This window comes from Enterocloster clostridioformis (genome assembly GCF_020297485.1).
GTDB classification, from domain to species: domain Bacteria; phylum Bacillota; class Clostridia; order Lachnospirales; family Lachnospiraceae; genus Enterocloster; species Enterocloster clostridioformis.
In genome coordinates this window covers 349,363-365,689 of sequence record NZ_JAIWZC010000001.1, presented here as the reverse complement: position 1 = coordinate 365,689, position 16,327 = coordinate 349,363, and the positions used below count along the sequence as shown (strand labels likewise).

Below are 16,327 nucleotides of genomic sequence, written 5' to 3'. Positions count from 1 at the left end.
TCACTTCCTGCTTTTAATTTAATCTTCCAAAACTGTAGAAATGGCTCTGCCAGTATGGTGTATTGATAGAAGCATATTTGATTGGGTCACCACAGTGTATCATCACACCATTTCCGCAATAGATACCCACATGGCTGACAGGTCCCGGCGAATTGTAAGTACCTGTAAAAAATATAATGTCCCCAGCCTTGGCATCTGCCGCTGACACCGGAGTACACTGGTCATATATGCCCTGTGCCGTGGTTCTTGGCAGATTATGTACGCCGCTGTTGGTAAATACCCAGCATACAAAGCCGGAACAGTCAAAACTTGTGGACGGAGAAGAACCGCCCCAAACATACGGATAGCCAAGATATCTTGCTGCTTCCTCCATTAGTGCCTGTACTGTTGCATCATCATAGGAATCAGGTGGTATGACATTTCCCGGCGAACCGCCACCACCCGGACTTTCTCCATAAAGAGTTCCCTCACCCACATCAAAGTAAAATAACGGGTTATAATACTCCCCGTTATACAAACACTCGATATGAAGGTGGCTTCCGGTACTGCTTCCCGTATTTCCCGTTGTTCCTATGGTTGTTCCGTGTGTAACAGTCTGTCCGGCACTGACACTTAATGTATCCATGTGTGCATACTTGGTGCAGTAACCATTGCTGTCCTCTATCACAACATAATTACCATAAGAAGCATCATAGGTTGCTGTTGTAACCGTTCCATCCATCGCTGCCAGCACGGTTGTCCCTGTGGGCACCGCTATATCCACACCACGGTGAAACTGTTCCTGCCCTGTGACCGGATTGATACGGTAGCCGTAATAACTCGACACATAGCTATACCAATACAGATTGAGCGGTGTATAAAACTGCTGTGTCAGTCCATGGGTTTCATTGTAAAGAGCATAGATTTCTTTCTGCTCCTCATTCATGTGTCCGGCTACCACCACACCCAGATCGGTGGCTGTCAGTGTTACTTCAAGTATGGTTACGGTGTATTCTTCTTCCGTCTCCTCACCCGTTTCCGGATCTGTTACAGTCCTTGTCCTCGTCTCCGTGGTAGGATTTAAGGTCAGCTCATACATTTCTTCAAAAAGGCTTTCTATCTCACTTTGTACGTCACTTGCCGTAAATTCCGTATGTACTGCCGACAGGTAACTGATTAAAACAAACGGGTCATGCCCTATGGCATCCAGATTGTAGCGGTATTCGTCATAATCCGGATAGTCCGTTTCTATGTCATTGATTTCTTTCTGCAATTCCATTTCCAGCTCGGAAAACGCTAGGTCCGCAGCATCAATCTCTGCCGGAACACTCATATAGCTTCCTGCCAGTGTGGTACTCATACCATCTGAGAACATCGCTCCACAGGACGATATGGCTGTCATGATCATAATCAGAAGCAGTGCAAAGATACCGATTGTTACCAGAAGCGAAACATTCCTGCTTGCTATCTCCTGTATTTTCTTGGCAACCTTGGTAACAAAATTGGCTGATTTTGCAGCCGCTTCCTTTGTATTTTTTGCTGCCTGTCCTGCCCGCCTTGCCTTTGCATACTCCCGCTTGATACGCTGTTTCTGCAATCGTTTCTGCATCTGCTTTTTCAGGGTCTTTTCCTGCATCTGTGGGTTTTCTTCCAAAAACTTCTGATACCGGAAATTGACCTCTTTCTTAAACTGCTTTTTCTCCAGCTTTGCGACTTTCTCTTTCTTCCTTTGCAATCCGCTTTTATGATTGCGTTTCACAAAATGATAGACATTCTCTGCTGTCTGTTCCGTCTTATGTGCTCCTTCCACAGCAGAATTTTCTTTCTCCACTTCGGCAACCTTGCCATGGGCAAAATTGGAATATTCTGCACCTACCCTGCCTGCAACCACTTTTACCGGACTATCCGGTTTGAATTGCTTTTCTTTTTCCACGGCAGTCAGCACATATTTTGCTTTTCCTGTCTTTTCATCAAAGACACGCTCAAAGGAATACTCCTTTTTCTTAGGTATCTTCTTTCTTGCAGCTTCGGTCTTTTTCCCGGCTTTCTCTGCCTTATTTTGCAATCTGTCTAATTTTTTGCTTCCATGAAAATCCGGTTCCATCCCTTCCGTAAAGGCTTTGTCATTCGTTTGGAAATCACGTTCAAAATCAGATTGTTTTGTACGTTCCCTGTTCTGATACTCCCGTCTGTGGTATTTTCCTTTTTTCTCGGATTGGTGGTAGGTATCCCTGCGGTGGTAATCATCCTTTTGCTGATGTTCCTCCTGCTCCCTGTTACCTTCCTCTGTAAAAGTATTATCTTCCTGCGAAAAATCGCTTTTCCTCTTACTGTCCGCATCCGTATTCTCAGACTTCAAATCCTTCTGCTCTGCGGAAGGATTTTCACTGTGTCCAAAAGTGTCCTGCTTCTGATACTGCTTTTTATTTCTGCGTTTTGCTGAATTCCCCGACTTCTGGACATTCTGTCCAAAAGTTTCAGACTGTTCCTTTTTCGGAACATCTCCGGAAGTGTCATTTGCATCTCTTGGCTGATGTGTACCGGAATGCTTACGCTGTACTTTTTGCGAAGCAGTTCCCTTTTCGGAGCCACCTTTAGAAAAAGCACTCTTATCCCTTGCAAACTCAGCCGACTTGTCTTTTTTATTCTCTGCCACTAATCAACATCCTCCTGCTTTACACTTTCTTCCGGTTTGGTATTCATAATCGCATAGGTCTTTGTGTCTGTCGGGTATTTATCCACAAAAGGAATCACCACGTTATCAAACAGAATCAGACCGGAACCCGGCTCTGAATTGGTCACATGGGAAAGCTGTTTTTCCGAAAGCCCCAGCTTATCAGCAAGTATCGCCTGATCCTTTGCATTCTGGTTCAGCAGATAAACAAAATCAGAGTTACCAAGAATACCCTCGATTTCCTCCGACTTTAAGAAGTCACCCACATTCTGTGTCAGACCTGTCGGAATACCGCCCCATTTTCTGAAACGCTTCCAGATTTCCACTGAATAAATGGCAGTCTGCCTCTCCTTTAGAAGAAGGTGGAACTCATCACAGTAATAACGGGTAGCGATTTTTCTCTCCCTGTTCTGCGACACCCTGTTCCATACGGCATCCTGTACGATGAGCATACCCAGCTCTTTCAACTGGTTTCCCAAATCCCTGATATCAAAGCACATGATACGGTTCTTACTGTCCACGTTAGTGCGGTGATTAAAATAATTCTGCGAACCATGCACATACAGCACAAGGGAATTGGCAATACGCTCTGCTTTCGCATTCTTATGGTCTAAAAGGGCATTATACAAATCCTCAAGGATAGGCATATTCTCCGGTACCGGATTTTCGAAATAGGAATCATAGATATGACGGATACATTCATCAATGATGCCCTTCTCATCATTCTCCAGACCGTCCTTTCCTCCGGCAATCAGATCACACAGGGTAATGATAAAATCACTCTTTAATTTCAGAGCTTCCTTATCCCCCTTATGGCTTAACTGAATATCCATCGGGTTCAGATAGTCTTTGGAATTGGTTGCCAGCTTTACCACCTGCCCATGCAAAGCTCCCACAAGGGCAAAATACTCGCCCTCAGGGTCACAGATAATCACATCATCCCTTGTCATAAGAAAGCAGGATAAAATCTCCCTTTTTGCACTAAAGGACTTACCACTACCGGGTGTTCCTAAAATCACTCCGTTTGGTGTACGAAGCCGCTTTCTGTCTGCCATGATCATGTTGTTTGACAGGGCATTTAAACCATAGTAGATTGCCGGTGAAGGCATAAATAATTCCTGCGTACAGAACGGTACAAGAATAGCGGTACTCTTTGTGGTAAGCACACGCTCAATTCCCGTATCATTGCATCCAATCGGTGCGGAAGCCATAAGTCCCTGCTCCTGCAAATACTGCAAACATCTTAGGTTACAGTTTGCCTGCTGAATAATGCCGGACACCCTCTGCGTAATATTTTCAAGCTCCCTTTTGCTCCTGCCATAACAGGTAATTAAGAAAGTCATTTTGATAATCTTCTGGTTACTGGTGTTCAGATCGTCAAGCAGTTCCAGCGTATCCTTTTCATAAGTGATAATATCCGTAGGAAGAATATCCATGTCATACCCACTGCGGACTGCCTTTTTCTGCTCCTCAATCTTCATCTTCTGAATATTGGTCAAAGCACCCTTTAACATCTTGATTGCCTTCACGGGGTCCATCGTCTGCATGTGCATGGTAATGGTCAGGTTATCATCAATATCAAGGAGCTTCTTTAACAGCTCATCATTAAAACGTGGTGCAATAATATCCAGATAATGGACACTGCCATACATCTTTCCTGCCTTAAATCGGCTTGGATAACGGAAGTCAAAGCCCGGCGGTGCAATGTAGTCCTTTACACTCTTACCGGACTCTGCCAGCTCCTTAAATGAAAAACGGAAAGGCTCCATGGTATCCTGATTAAAATACTCATGCAGGATACGCAGACGTTCCTTTCCGTCAAGGCTTTTGGCGTGGGTTCCAAGGTTTAATAAGTTTTTGATAACATCCTTTTCAATGTTATTCAGTTTTGATTTCGCTTCCTTATATCCCTTACACTCCGTACCAAAAATAAGATATTTTGATTTAATGATACCATTGTTGCCCTTTGCAGCCTGCTTCTTTAACATTTCCGTGTATTCCTCACGGATATCGTCAAAATCATCTCCCTGCAAAGGAATGTCAAACTGGTCTATCAGCGTCTGCTCGTTGACCTGCCTGTTAAATAAAAACAGTTCAAATCTGATAGACGGGTCAAAATAATTGATGAGCTGGCTGTACTCCTCCAAAATCTCCCCCTGGTCCTCTATTTCCAGAAGATCATAATTTATATCATAAAATTCCACCATTTTTGTGTAGAAATCAGAAGTCACCTGACAGATACCATCACGGAACATCTTTTTGAATGTAATGGTATTCTGTGCCGTGGTAGGTTTCTCCTGTTCCTTATGGTTTCCCGCAAGAGTACGCTGAAGCTCTTTTAGCCTTTTCTTTTCAGAAAAACTTAAGCCCGCTTTAGGCTTGGTATTTTTCCCTTTACTGCCCTGTAATTTTGCCTTTGGCTTTTGCTTCAAGGTAACTCACCTCCTTCTTCATTTTTTCCTGTTCCTCTAACTGATTGTAGAGATTTTCTGATTTATAGGGGCGTATTCCCGGTGTGAGGAATTTCTGCCTTATCATAAAGTACAGAATCTTTTCTGCCGGAAAACCGTCCTTTTCATACATTGCCAGAAAGAAAAACGGCAGCATGACAGCCACCATGATCAGTGCGGATGCCTGTGTCCCGATGATATCTTTGGTAAAGATATAAAAAGGAATTCCAACCGCACCTGCCGCACCAAAACAGATGAGCTGACGTTTTGTCAGATTCATTGCCACCTTTGTCTTGATGCCGCTTAAATTCTTCGGCACTGCGACTGATATTGCCATAAACAGCCTCCTTCCTGATGTATAACGCTGCTTTAATGTGCATTAAAAATAGATTTGCTAAGGGAACCTGTCTTAAATAAGCTGAAGCACAGGATAACGGTATATGCTGCCACCGACCATAAAGCCGTGTGAAGATTTCCTGCAACTGCAACACTGGATACCAGCACTGCATAGATTGCCACACATACCATGATGAAAAATCCCTGAAATGCCAAAGCACAAAGTCCCTTGATATAGTTACTTCCGATACCGCCCCATTCCCGGTTACTGAGTGTTGCAAACGGAACCGGAGCCACTGAAACATAAAGGTATATTTCAATCATTCGCCCATATAGCATGACGGTGATTAGCAGGGAAATGATCTTCATACATAAGCTGACAATCATGGTCTCTATTCCAAGTCCTATCAGTTCGCCTATCCCCATGGTGGAGAGCTGGCTGTTAAACATGGACTGTAATGTACTCGTCACATCAAGTGTCGTGGAACCTGTAATGACTCCTGCTGCACTTGTAACGATATGGTTGCCCACATCAAAAATTGCCATGGTAATGTCAGAGGTATAGCTGACAAGCAATACCGCAATACATGCTTTCACAAGATAACGGAAGAAAAACTCGCTTCCCATCTCATGCATGTTATTCTTATCCATTACCATGGTAATCAGCTCATAGCAGAGAATCGCACTGATGATCATCCCTGCTATGGGCACCATGACTGTATCTGACAGGTTATCTATCATGGAAAAAATACCTGCGTTCCAAGAGCTGGGTGTCTGCCCAACCTCTCCGGCAATTGTTCCTACTTTCGTATTCACGTCAGTAAACATCGTTTCAAGATTGTCCAGCACCCATCCTTGCAGCATTTCCTTTATAAATTCAGTGATTTTCTCAATGATTGACCCCATGAATTATGAGAACAGCGTTGAAAGCTGTGGAATCACCGTCTGTGCTACGATAATAATACCGCCTCCGGACATAAGCTGCTTGATACCCTGTGACTTTGCACCGGGATTATCATTACCATAACCCTCCAGGAGATTGATAACTCCCCACACGCCTACACCTGCTCCGATTGCGGTTACTACCGTCTTTAATCCTGTTACTGCTGTTGTAAAAAATGACATTTTAATCTACCTCGTTCTTTCTCTTAATTTTTTCAAAAAGAAAGAGTTTTGAGATGTATCAGCATACACAACAAAACTCTTTTTACTTCTGGACACAATGTCCAGAGGCTAATGGTTCCATATTCAGTTGTCAGTTCTACACCTTTAGACATTCTGTCCAAAAGTAGCTATTTCGTTGTATCGCCCCCAACTTCTCCACAATCAAAGGCATCATCTACCTCTGTGTCCGGTGTGACCTTCATGCGATGCAGATGTTTCACATAGTCCTCAATGTCAAAGGCATTTTTCGGGTCAAAATCGGACAGCTCCTTGTATCGCCTGTGCTTTGTTATATCAAACTTATCTGAGAAAAAAGGTCTCACACCCCTAAGCTGCATGATACATTTTCCGCCATCCATGACCGCTATCTCATCCTGACTCATAAGCTCTTTTCCGGTCTTTTGGTAATTCAGACCGTAGGACTGGCTCGTACCTCTTGTATCCGAGGTATTATAAAGGTCAATCGTTTCTTTACCCAATACTTCCGCCAACTCTTTTAACGTGGTCTTTTCCTTTCCTCCAAGGAATAAGGTGGTATCACAGTTGCCCTCTATAGTGTCGGCATTGTCCTTATAAATCGCCTTGAGCTGGGATTTTGACTGCAAAATAATAGAAGCTGATATTTCACGGCTACGGATTGTAGCGATCAGCTTCTCAAACTGTGGAATCTGCCCGATGTTCGCAAACTCATCAAGGAGCATACGCACATGAACCGGGAGCCTTCCGTTATAAACATCATCTGCTTTATCACAAAGCAGGTTAAAGAGCTGTGAATACATGATTGATACCACAAAATTAAATGTGGCATCGGTATCGGAAATAATAACGAATAATGCCGTCTTTTCCTCTCCCAGAGTATCAAGTTCCAGCTCGTCATATTCCATAAGGTCACGCAGCTCCTTAATATCAAATGGTGCTAACCTCGCACCGCAGCTAATCAAAATTGATTTCGCTGTCTTTCCGGCAGCAAGTTTGTACTTCTTGTACTGTCTTACTGCAAAATGATTGGGTTTATCCGCTTCCAGCTCCTCAAACAATAAATCTACGGCATTTTTGAAATTCTCATCGTCCTCTCTGGCTTCGCTGGCATCTATCATATCAATCAGCATTGCGAAATTTTGCTCCTCTTCCGGAGCTTCATACCAGATATAAGCGATAAGTGCCATGTAATAGAGCTTTTCCGCCTTGACCCAAAAGTCCTCACCGGATTGCTGTCCCTCTCCTTTGGTGTTGACTATAATCGTGTTTACAAGTTTCAAAATATCCTTTTCGCTCCGAATGTAGGCGAAAGGATTGTAATGCATGGATTTAGCAAAGTTTATGGTATTCAAAACTTTTATCTTGTACTTGCCCCTTTTTAACATTTTTCCGCACTCCACCAGTACCGTACCTTTCGGATCAGTGACAACATAAGACGAGTGCATCTGCATCAGATTTGGCTTCACAAAAAAACGAGTCTTGCCGGAACCGGAGCCACCAATAACAAGAATATTTTTATTTCTTGCATACTTCGGCTCTTTCGGTCTGCCGGACATCATCAGCCGTTCTGTCTGTGTCAGAAGGACATTATTTTCAAACACAGAGTCCATATATGGCTCTATGTCCTTGGCATTTCCCCACCTTGCGGAGCCGTATTCTACACCCTGCCGGAACTTCTTGGCATTCTTGGCTTTGTAATACACCACAAGTCGGAGTGCTATGCCACCTGCCACACCAATCAATAAATCTCTTGGGTGTAAGCTGGGCAAAGGATTGGCAAACAGCTTATCAAAACGGTTCATGACTGCCATCATCTTATCAGAAGCATTTGTACCTTCTGATACTCTCCACAGCCATGCAACCTTATCACAGAAATATCCAACAAAGATATAGGGCAGATTCAAAAGCACCAGCTTCTTGGTATCCATACCGCCTGCTTTTGCTTTCAGATTTTTCGGGATAGCTTTCAGGTCTTTGGTTATGCCCTCAATGATGTTACTCAAAGGCTCTGCCCCCTGTCCTTATTCTTTTCCCGGCTCCGTTCTCTGTTCTTATTCTGTGATACTGCATCCCTGAAGCGTTTCAGTTTCTCCCTTACGGAAGTTCTGCTCTTTCGTTTCTCATTACCATAAACAAATTCCTTGAATGCCTGTGCTACCGCATCGGCATCCCTGCCCTTGAAAAATACCACATATTTCGGCGGGTCCGTTGTCTTGTCTTTCTTGACGGCGAAATCAACATTATATTTACGAGCTACCCGCTCAAAGGATTTGATATTGCCGTCCGTCACTTCGATAGACGAAACTCCCACGCCTTCGCCAACCAGCTTTTTCACAGAAGTTTTACCATGCGTTTTCTGTGCTTTCTGCCTGCGGTGGTTCAGATACATCCGCATTGCAGCTTTCAAGACGTTGGCATCCAGTTTAGCGGTCTTAATTACAAGAGCAATTGTTTTCTGCGTTACTTCCTCTTGCATAAGTACCTCCGATCTGCATCTTCCATGTGCGTATGCTCCGCTAAGGTGGAACATACAGCCGATGTAATAAATACCTCATAATTCTCCTTTCCGCTTCTGGACATCGTGTCCAAAAGCAATAAAAAAGGGCAGCTACAAATCTCTCGACTTATAACTGCCCTGACGCTGTTATATTATATTATTTTCCACAACATTTTTTGTACTTTTTCCCACTACCACATGGACATGGATCATTTGGGTATATCTTTTTTCCTTTTATAATTTGTCTTTTTTGATTTATTGTTTCTCTAAACGGATCTTTAGACAAGCAAACATCCTCAAATGCTATCAAATAGTCATCTTCAAAAGCTGGAATAGTTTTTATTTCATCTTCCAGACATTCAGTTATTTGTCCTATTGTTACGGGTTTTTTCAAATATGCTACAAACTCCGAAACGGAAGGTTTTCCATCCTTCCATAGAAATTCAGCACTTAATACTTCCGTCATTCTACTCTCTTTTGAATATATAGCAACAAATGGATCTGTAAAATACTTTAATAATGTTGATTCATCTGTAATCATTATTCCATCTATAACTAATGTAGTAAAATCATATACATTTGTGCACACCAATTTTATAATTCTATCTTCTGGATAAGTTTTTTCAGGCAACGAAATATTCACATTTTCTCTGATTTTATCCCAATCATATTTAACAATTTCACACCGCCTTTTTATTTGTTCAACTCCTTCTTTTATGACACCCTCTCTCTTTAATACTTCCGATTCATCATAAGGAATCAAAACTGACTTAAATTCAAATAATAATAGGTAATCATCAAATGTTCCTATAAAATCAAATTCAACATCTTTGCCATCATATGCATTAAACGTAAATTTATTAGTATTTACTTCAATTCCATTTATTGAACCTAATTTTTTTCTTAATTTATCCTCAAACTGATAGCCTACTGGAGTTAAATCAACATCATATTTCTTCAACCATTGTTCAACATTTCTTTCAATATTGATTTGTTCTATCAATGATTCACATAGCAATACCTGACTTTTATTAACTTTTAATAAGGGTCTAGAAAAAATGTCTCCCTCCTCTTTTTTCAAATGTTCATGATATACAAAATTATCCAATAATTTCTTTGCTAAGTTCCTTTCATACCCATATAAAAGAACAAACTCATTAAGTAAATACTCTAAACTGACTACCGGAACTATATACTTATATGTAGTATAATCATCTTGATTAAAATGCTTTGAAGCAGATTCCATGTAAATCTGACTATATGTATATAAAAACTCATACATATTTATCAAATCATCTACTGTAATACCATCAAACTTACACTGAAAATAATATTTCTTTGTCAAATCCCTATAAACAGTAATCAGACTAGAAACAACTTCTGTTGCTTCCTTATATAGCCTTCTGTCCACTTTAAATTTCTCTATATTATCTATTTCAATTTGTAGGGCAAGTTTTTCTACTGCAACCATTGCCCTTTCAACTTTTTGAAAATTTGCATACCGAGTAATATTTGACTTATACTGGTATTCTCTCCTAATGGAAGCTGTAATATGGCTTTTGAATTTATCTTTTCTTTCTGGTTTAAATAAATATACATTTTGATTATTTTGATTATGTACTAATTCTACTCCCCATTCCCCATATCTAAACTTTTCTTCTAATAGCTCATACATCCTTCTTTGTTGAGCGATATATGTTAGTTGCTCAAATTCAGGTATGCCAAATGGATGAATATCCCCATGCTCACCAATGTCATTTTTCTTTAAATCCTTTTTCTTTGAATAGTACACAAAATGAATTATTGTATTGAAATATTCCAACATCCCCTCATAATTATCCGAAAACGAAATCTTCTCTTGAGGAAAGTGATCCACTGGTCTATTAGCAATGTTCATCTCCATTCCTGTACGAAATGATTTCTTCCTACTTTTATAAAGCTCCTCTTTCATCAATCTACTCTGATCCTGTATAAATATACAAATCATTCTCAATTGCTTTGACAAAGAATATTGAGAAAATGTGTTCATTTCCAATTTTTGCGTATTTGTTTGGCTGTTATGATAAAAACAATGCGTATATAAAAGCATCTCTCCAATCTGACTCACGATTTGATTTTCGAATTTCATTTCTTCAGCCTTTTTAAATGCATTTATCATAATCTGCATTGTCTTTTTATAATCTGTTTCGGTATACTTCATACCCATCGGGTTCTTTAAGCAATTAGATCTAAGCATACATTTTTTTAAATTGTTAGAATTTTCTAATGCTATTTTTAATACCATCTCCACACATTTGTGAATTCTATTATTTTTATAAGCCTTTTCAAATATCTGGTAATCATTCAACACACCTACATCTTCTATATCCTCAAACTGGAATTTAACTTCTGTATATGATTCCTCATCAATCTCCCCATTCTTTTTCATATTTTCTAAAACCATTTCTGGTGTAATATTGTCCAAATCAAATTCTTCCATATATAGCCTTCTTTCTTTAACATAGTAAAATTGTTATCAGTTCAGCATACATATTATTACTAATATCACCTTTTACACTATCTAATAATAATGCCTGAAACAAAACATCCCCTGCATTCTCCAGCCTGACCATTCCATACTCTTTTTCTGTAAGCCCTTCCACCTGCACATCCTGCATGGCAGCTTCTTTTCTTGCCACCAGACAATGCGTATATAGTGCCATGATATATTTATCCGACATCAGAAAGGCGTATGTTTCGTTCCCCTGATATGTATATCGGCATTTTTCCAGATTTTCTTGCGGTATATCGAAATAACATCTGACCGTTTCCAGATATACATCTCCATTATACTGCGGCTTTAGCTTCTTTGCATACCTTCTGATTGTTGCAAATATATTATTTCTTTCCATAGCTGTCTTGGTTCTCTTAAATACAGGCTTTTTTCCTCGCAGGTCCATATAAACATTATTTAGGATAGTCTTTCCGGCATACTGCTTGAAATTACCTATCCGCAACAAATACGATAACACCTCCAGCAATTTCTCTTTTGATGTTATCTCCTGATACGAATAATCCCCAAATTCAATATGATCCAGCTTCAAAGGGCAGCTCCCTTTCGCTATCTCACGCTCCATTACCCTGTTAATGTCTCTCATTGATTCCATTTGTATATCTCTCCTTCCCGCTTCTGGACATCGTGTCCAAAAGCACAAAAAAAGCAGCTACAAGTATTTCACTCATAACTGCCCTAACGCTGTTACCTGATTATTCTATTCCTGCCGTTTTTGCAAATCCGGCTTTTCTATTCATAAGTTCCTCTTGTTTCTCCTTTGGAAGACACCGGAATATCTCATTATATCCCATTCCTGCCATCGGTGTTCCTTTTGCCAAAAGAAAAAGCTGCGTGTCAAACCATTCCTCCCACAAGTTCTCAAACATGCTCTGGCTGTCCGTAAAGGTTATTGCATCTTCAAAACCCTGTGGCGGTCTATAATACTGTAACTTAACAAATCCGTATCTTCCCGCATCCACGACAAGTATATTCTCAATCTCATACAGCTCTGCAAAAGCATCTGCAACCTTTCTGCATTTTTCCCTTTCACTGTCTGTAATGTATATTTCTTTCACAATTAACCATCCTCCTGTTTCAAAACCACACTAACTGCATCTATATCCTCAATCTCCAGAAATAAACCATTATTGTCTTTACCATTTACATATTTTATGGTGCATACACGCACCATATTATTATAAGTTTCCTGCCATTAAAATACAAGGTAGGAAAGGAGTTGCCTGTATGATTAAATACGATCCCCTTTGGCAAACGCTTAAGGCTAAGAACATCAGTCAGTACCAGCTCATTAAAGATTATGGCATTGACAAAGCACAGCTTCAGCGGCTCCGGCAAAATATGGTAGTAAAGACCATTATTCTGAACAGGCTATGTCAGATACTTGACTGCCGGATTGAAGATATTATGGAATATGTTCCAGATGACAAGTAGAGGTATTGTTTATGATTGATTGACAATGCCTTTTTTGTTGCTCTTTTTTCTTTTACACCTTTGGACATTGTGTCCAGAAGTGTCCTGCTATTACTTTTATTATCTCCGTAAATATAACGATAATCCTCACAAGAACAATAATACCACCAATCAGACCTCCAACGATACAATTCAGTGCCAGTATTCCCATACTTCCTGCAATTCCAAAATTCTTCGGCACAAGAAACATACACATTTTTCTGATACCATAGGGACATCCTACCAAAATCCAATAAAGAAAATAATCAAACCTATCTGCTTTATTGCAAACCGGATAACAGGTAATCATCCACAGAACAAGAACACACAGCGGAATAATTATTTTAAACAATGCCTTTTTCATGCCAGCCACCTCCATACATATCGTGCTGCACTTCCTGCTGATAATAATGGTTTATCGTTGAGGGTGCATTATAAAGAGCAGTAACCATATATGCCTTGATATTGGTTATTTTCGTATTTGTATCATGCATACAGCCAATCACATACTCCAGATGTCCACTGTTCAGCTTCAGGAATTTAGATTTTACAAGCTCATAGGGATAATCCTCTCCTGCAATCCGGATCGTTGTACGTTTTACACATACAACCTCACAAATAACCTCAAAAAGCTCCTCATATAAAGCTTTGTTCTGCCAGTCATCATACTTCATGTGATGCTCATATTCGATGTTATCCTTAATCAGTTCTATGTATGCATTGACATCATCCATCAAATCAGTCCTATCTGGATTATCTTCACTACCAGATTGATTGATTGGATTGATATAATTTATATCATTATGACTCTGGTTGTTATAGTTAGTATTGTTATAATTAGGGGCAAAATCGTTTACTTCTTGAGGTTCAGTTTCTTTACTTTCAGAAGTCAAATTTCTTTCCCTCTTGAGGTCAGATTCCTTTACCTCTTGAAGTTCAATTTTTTTACTTCCAGAAGTTAAATTCTTTTGCTTCTTGAAGTTAAAATCTTTTACTTCTGTGGAAACATCAGTGTTTGAAGGCTCTTTTTCTTCTTTTTCATCCGGAACGGAAGCAAAATTTTTCACATAAATGATGTCCGGTTTGCCAAGACCTCTCCGTTTCTTCTCAATCAATCCGATGCCATTGTCAGAATCCAGCTCACGCATAATTTTTGTGCAAGTGGGTTTGGAACATCCCAAATCTTCCATAATGGCATCCACCGTATAAATGATGTAAGCCCTGTTTTCATCATCCAGCCAGCCGTTTTTCATGGATAATGACATTCTGTCAAGCATCAGCCCATAGAGGAGCTTAGCATCACTGCTAAGCCCCTTAAATCTCTCGTCTTTAATCAAAAGTCGGGGAACACGATAAAAAGAGAACTGCTCTGCTTCAATTCCGTAGTAATAATCAAAGTTTATTGTATCGCCCACTTTACCGTGCCTCCTTTACTGCTTATTCGACGCCTTTCCGGTGTTCCATTCTTCCAATAGCTGATAGATAATGTTTTCTATATCCTCACTGGAATAATCCTCCGTAAAATATCTGCTGATTTTATCAGCCTTAATTGTAACTTTTCTTTCCTTTGGCTTTTCCTCCGTCAATATCAGTCTTACCATTGGCAGAGTCAGCTCGCCTTTTTTCCCATATTCCTTTAACTTTGATGATTGGGTAGTCGAGATAGCTGCACCCGTTTCTTCAAGAATGACCTGCACCCATTCCTGCGCCTGTTCTGTCAGAAAAGATATGTCAACACCCTGTACCAGACCGATTTTTTTCTTATCAACCATATCCAGTAATTCATCTGACAGACGGGCAAGCCACATATAACGCTGAACTGTCTTGCCACTCTCTCCGGCTGCTTCTCCCACTTCATCAAGACTGCTTCCATTTCCTTTTTTGCCCTGATGCTTCATGGCTTCATACTTCATGGAATAGGCTTTTGCCTTTTCACTTGGAAGAATATCTTCCCTCTGGATATTAGTATCTACCATAATCACCGTAGCTTCATCATCGTTGTAATCTCTGATGAACATAGGCATTGTGGAAAGACCTGCAAGCTCACAGCCATGTTTTCTGCGGTGTCCGGCGATTATCTCATAACCGCCCTCTGCCCTCGGTCTTGCAATACCGGGCATAAGCACACCATAATTTTTGATACTCTCCACTGTCTCCTGCATTTTCTCATCATCCAGCACCTTAAAAGGGTGTCCTCTGAACTCATAAAGCTCTGAAAGAGGTATCTCCTGCACCTGATCGGTGCCTACTGTCATATCAGAAGCACCGAATAAATCATCAAAACTGTTTAGCTTTACCTTTGCCGCACTTCCTGCCTTATTCATTGCCAAGCACCTCCTCCGTCAAAGATTGATAGGCACTTGCTACTTTTCCCTTTGGGTCATGCTGATAGATGCTGACGCCCTCTGCCGAAATCTCGGCAGCTCTTACGGAAATCGGAATGCTATTCTCAAATATCCTTACTTTGCTGCCATAATTCTCAATCAGTAATGCACTAATGTCCTTTGCATAATTTGTTCTGCTGTCAACCATGGTCAGCAAAATACCCTCAATGGACAGCTTTGGGTTAATCTGACGCTTCACCTTACCAATGGTCTTGATAAGCTGTTCCAAACCTTTCACTGGCAAATATGCCGCCTGTACCGGGATTAAGATACTATCCGCACAGGCAAATGCATTTATGGTTATCATGCCAAGTGAAGGCATACAGTCAATCAGGATATAATCATATCTGTCTTTCACCTGCTCTATGTAGGAACGCATCACAAGCTCTCTGCTCATGACATTTACCAAGGATACCTCCAGACCGGATAATTCGATATTGCCCGGCATAAGGTCAATTCCTTCCTCATGCCTTAAAATACCGTAATCATCTTCCATTTCCACATCATTGATGATATTTGCCATCACAGTCGCAAGTGTTTCCTCCAGCTTGTCAGGCTCTGTAAATCCTAAACTTGCAGTCAAACTGCCCTGTGCATCGGCATCTATCAGCAGAACTCTCTTTCCCTGCTTTGCTAATCCTATTCCCAAATTACTTGTTGTGGTGGTCTTTCCGACTCCACCTTTCTGATTTGCGATTGCTATTATTTTACACATGATACATTCTCCTTTACTCTCTGCTAACTTTCTGCTACATTAGTCTTTTTCACTTCTACATACGCCCTGTAAAACTTCTTTGTCCCTTTATTCGGGTATAAATCTGAAAACTCTGTCACTTCGATTTTGGAATTTCTCTGCAAAAT

15 protein-coding genes are annotated in these 16,327 nt (G+C 40.6%); 1 reads left to right on the top strand and 14 read right to left on the bottom strand.

The genetic code is table 11. The features are described from left to right. Window positions 1-13: 13 nt before the first annotated feature. The 10 genes from LA360_RS01615 to LA360_RS01570 all read right to left on the bottom strand — a co-directional run bounded on the left by LA360_RS01615 (window position 14) and on the right by LA360_RS01570 (window position 12,688). Window positions 14-2,635, bottom strand: coding sequence for a CD1108 family mobile element protein (locus tag LA360_RS01615; protein WP_112483108.1), 2,622 nt, complete (start codon window positions 2,633-2,635; stop codon window positions 14-16). Then, the gene (locus LA360_RS01610; RefSeq protein ID WP_112483110.1) at window positions 2,635-5,085 is read right to left on the bottom strand and encodes a VirB4-like conjugal transfer ATPase, CD1110 family; all 2,451 of its coding nucleotides are present in this window, start codon (window positions 5,083-5,085) and stop codon (window positions 2,635-2,637) included. Before LA360_RS01610 ends, LA360_RS01615 begins: the two co-directional genes overlap by 1 nt. Beyond that, window positions 5,048-5,440 carry a PrgI family protein gene (locus LA360_RS01605; protein ID WP_112483112.1) on the bottom strand — a complete coding sequence of 131 codons (393 nt, stop codon included), beginning with the start codon at window positions 5,438-5,440 and terminating at the stop codon, window positions 5,048-5,050. The genes LA360_RS01610 and LA360_RS01605 overlap by 38 nt, the downstream gene beginning before the upstream one ends. A 32-nt stretch (window positions 5,441-5,472) precedes the next feature. Then, window positions 5,473-6,345: a VirB6/TrbL-like conjugal transfer protein, CD1112 family gene (locus LA360_RS01600; RefSeq protein WP_112483114.1), complete on the bottom strand. Its 873-nt coding sequence runs from the start codon at window positions 6,343-6,345 to the stop codon at window positions 5,473-5,475. Window positions 6,346-6,348: 3 nt separating this feature from the next. Beyond that, the gene (locus LA360_RS01595; RefSeq protein WP_002582189.1) at window positions 6,349-6,564 is read right to left on the bottom strand and encodes a Maff2 family mobile element protein; all 216 of its coding nucleotides are present in this window, start codon (window positions 6,562-6,564) and stop codon (window positions 6,349-6,351) included. Between the two features lie 167 nt (window positions 6,565-6,731). Further along, a complete protein-coding gene (locus LA360_RS01590; RefSeq protein WP_416822206.1) occupies window positions 6,732-8,585 on the bottom strand; it encodes a VirD4-like conjugal transfer protein, CD1115 family in 1,854 nt (617 codons plus the stop codon). Further along, a complete protein-coding gene (locus tag LA360_RS01585; protein ID WP_112483116.1) occupies window positions 8,582-9,058 on the bottom strand; it encodes a PcfB family protein in 477 nt (158 codons plus the stop codon). Before LA360_RS01585 ends, LA360_RS01590 begins: the two co-directional genes overlap by 4 nt. Window positions 9,059-9,236: 178 nt before the next feature. Beyond that, the gene (locus LA360_RS32085) at window positions 9,237-11,558 is read right to left on the bottom strand and encodes an SEC-C metal-binding domain-containing protein (RefSeq protein ID WP_330657039.1); all 2,322 of its coding nucleotides are present in this window, start codon (window positions 11,556-11,558) and stop codon (window positions 9,237-9,239) included. Window positions 11,559-11,574: 16 nt separating this feature from the next. Then, window positions 11,575-12,225, bottom strand: coding sequence for a hypothetical protein (locus tag LA360_RS01575; protein ID WP_112483118.1), 651 nt, complete (start codon window positions 12,223-12,225; stop codon window positions 11,575-11,577). 100 nt (window positions 12,226-12,325) lie between these two features. Beyond that, window positions 12,326-12,688, bottom strand: a complete 363-nt coding sequence (locus LA360_RS01570) for a hypothetical protein (RefSeq protein WP_330411425.1) — start codon at window positions 12,686-12,688, stop codon at window positions 12,326-12,328. A 169-nt stretch (window positions 12,689-12,857) separates the two neighbouring features. Here LA360_RS01570 and LA360_RS01565 point away from each other — a divergent pair, with 169 nt between their 5' ends. Continuing rightward, entirely contained in the window at window positions 12,858-13,064 is a 207-nt protein-coding gene (locus LA360_RS01565; protein ID WP_035779437.1) for a helix-turn-helix domain-containing protein, read from the top strand. A gap of 52 nt (window positions 13,065-13,116) precedes the next feature. On the opposite strand, the gene LA360_RS01560 is transcribed toward LA360_RS01565, so the two are convergent. Genes LA360_RS01560 through LA360_RS01545 form a run of 4 tightly spaced genes read right to left on the bottom strand, consistent with a single transcriptional unit; the run spans window position 13,117 to window position 16,181 of the window. Next, the gene (locus LA360_RS01560; protein WP_112483122.1) at window positions 13,117-13,446 is read right to left on the bottom strand and encodes a DUF6050 family protein; all 330 of its coding nucleotides are present in this window, start codon (window positions 13,444-13,446) and stop codon (window positions 13,117-13,119) included. Next, window positions 13,427-14,497 (bottom strand): DUF6017 domain-containing protein, encoded by a 1,071-nt coding sequence (locus LA360_RS01555; protein ID WP_112483124.1) that lies wholly within the window; start codon window positions 14,495-14,497, stop codon window positions 13,427-13,429. Before LA360_RS01555 ends, LA360_RS01560 begins: the two co-directional genes overlap by 20 nt. A gap of 15 nt (window positions 14,498-14,512) precedes the next feature. Then, entirely contained in the window at window positions 14,513-15,406 is an 894-nt protein-coding gene (locus LA360_RS01550; RefSeq protein WP_112483126.1) for a ParB/RepB/Spo0J family partition protein, read from the bottom strand. Next, window positions 15,399-16,181, bottom strand: a complete 783-nt coding sequence (locus LA360_RS01545) for a ParA family protein (protein WP_112483129.1) — start codon at window positions 16,179-16,181, stop codon at window positions 15,399-15,401. Before LA360_RS01545 ends, LA360_RS01550 begins: the two co-directional genes overlap by 8 nt. Window positions 16,182-16,327 lie beyond the last annotated feature (146 nt).

What these genes read in the sequence shown, in the direction of transcription:
- LA360_RS01605 (WP_112483112.1), bottom strand. Translation starts at nt 5,440, where the DNA reads ATGGCAATATCAGTCGCAGTGCCGAAGAATTTAAGCGGCATCAAGACA.
- LA360_RS01600 (WP_112483114.1), bottom strand. Translation starts at nt 6,345, where the DNA reads ATGGGGTCAATCATTGAGAAAATCACTGAATTTATAAAGGAAATGCTG.
- LA360_RS01595 (WP_002582189.1), bottom strand. Translation starts at nt 6,564, where the DNA reads ATGTCATTTTTTACAACAGCAGTAACAGGATTAAAGACGGTAGTAACC.
- LA360_RS01585 (WP_112483116.1), bottom strand. Translation starts at nt 9,058, where the DNA reads ATGCAAGAGGAAGTAACGCAGAAAACAATTGCTCTTGTAATTAAGACC.
- LA360_RS32085 (WP_330657039.1), bottom strand. Translation starts at nt 11,558, where the DNA reads ATGGAAGAATTTGATTTGGACAATATTACACCAGAAATGGTTTTAGAA.
- LA360_RS01575 (WP_112483118.1), bottom strand. Translation starts at nt 12,225, where the DNA reads ATGGAATCAATGAGAGACATTAACAGGGTAATGGAGCGTGAGATAGCG.
- LA360_RS01565 (WP_035779437.1), top strand. Translation starts at nt 12,858, where the DNA reads ATGATTAAATACGATCCCCTTTGGCAAACGCTTAAGGCTAAGAACATC.
- LA360_RS01560 (WP_112483122.1), bottom strand. Translation starts at nt 13,446, where the DNA reads ATGAAAAAGGCATTGTTTAAAATAATTATTCCGCTGTGTGTTCTTGTT.
- LA360_RS01550 (WP_112483126.1), bottom strand. Translation starts at nt 15,406, where the DNA reads ATGAATAAGGCAGGAAGTGCGGCAAAGGTAAAGCTAAACAGTTTTGAT.
- LA360_RS01545 (WP_112483129.1), bottom strand. Translation starts at nt 16,181, where the DNA reads ATGTGTAAAATAATAGCAATCGCAAATCAGAAAGGTGGAGTCGGAAAG.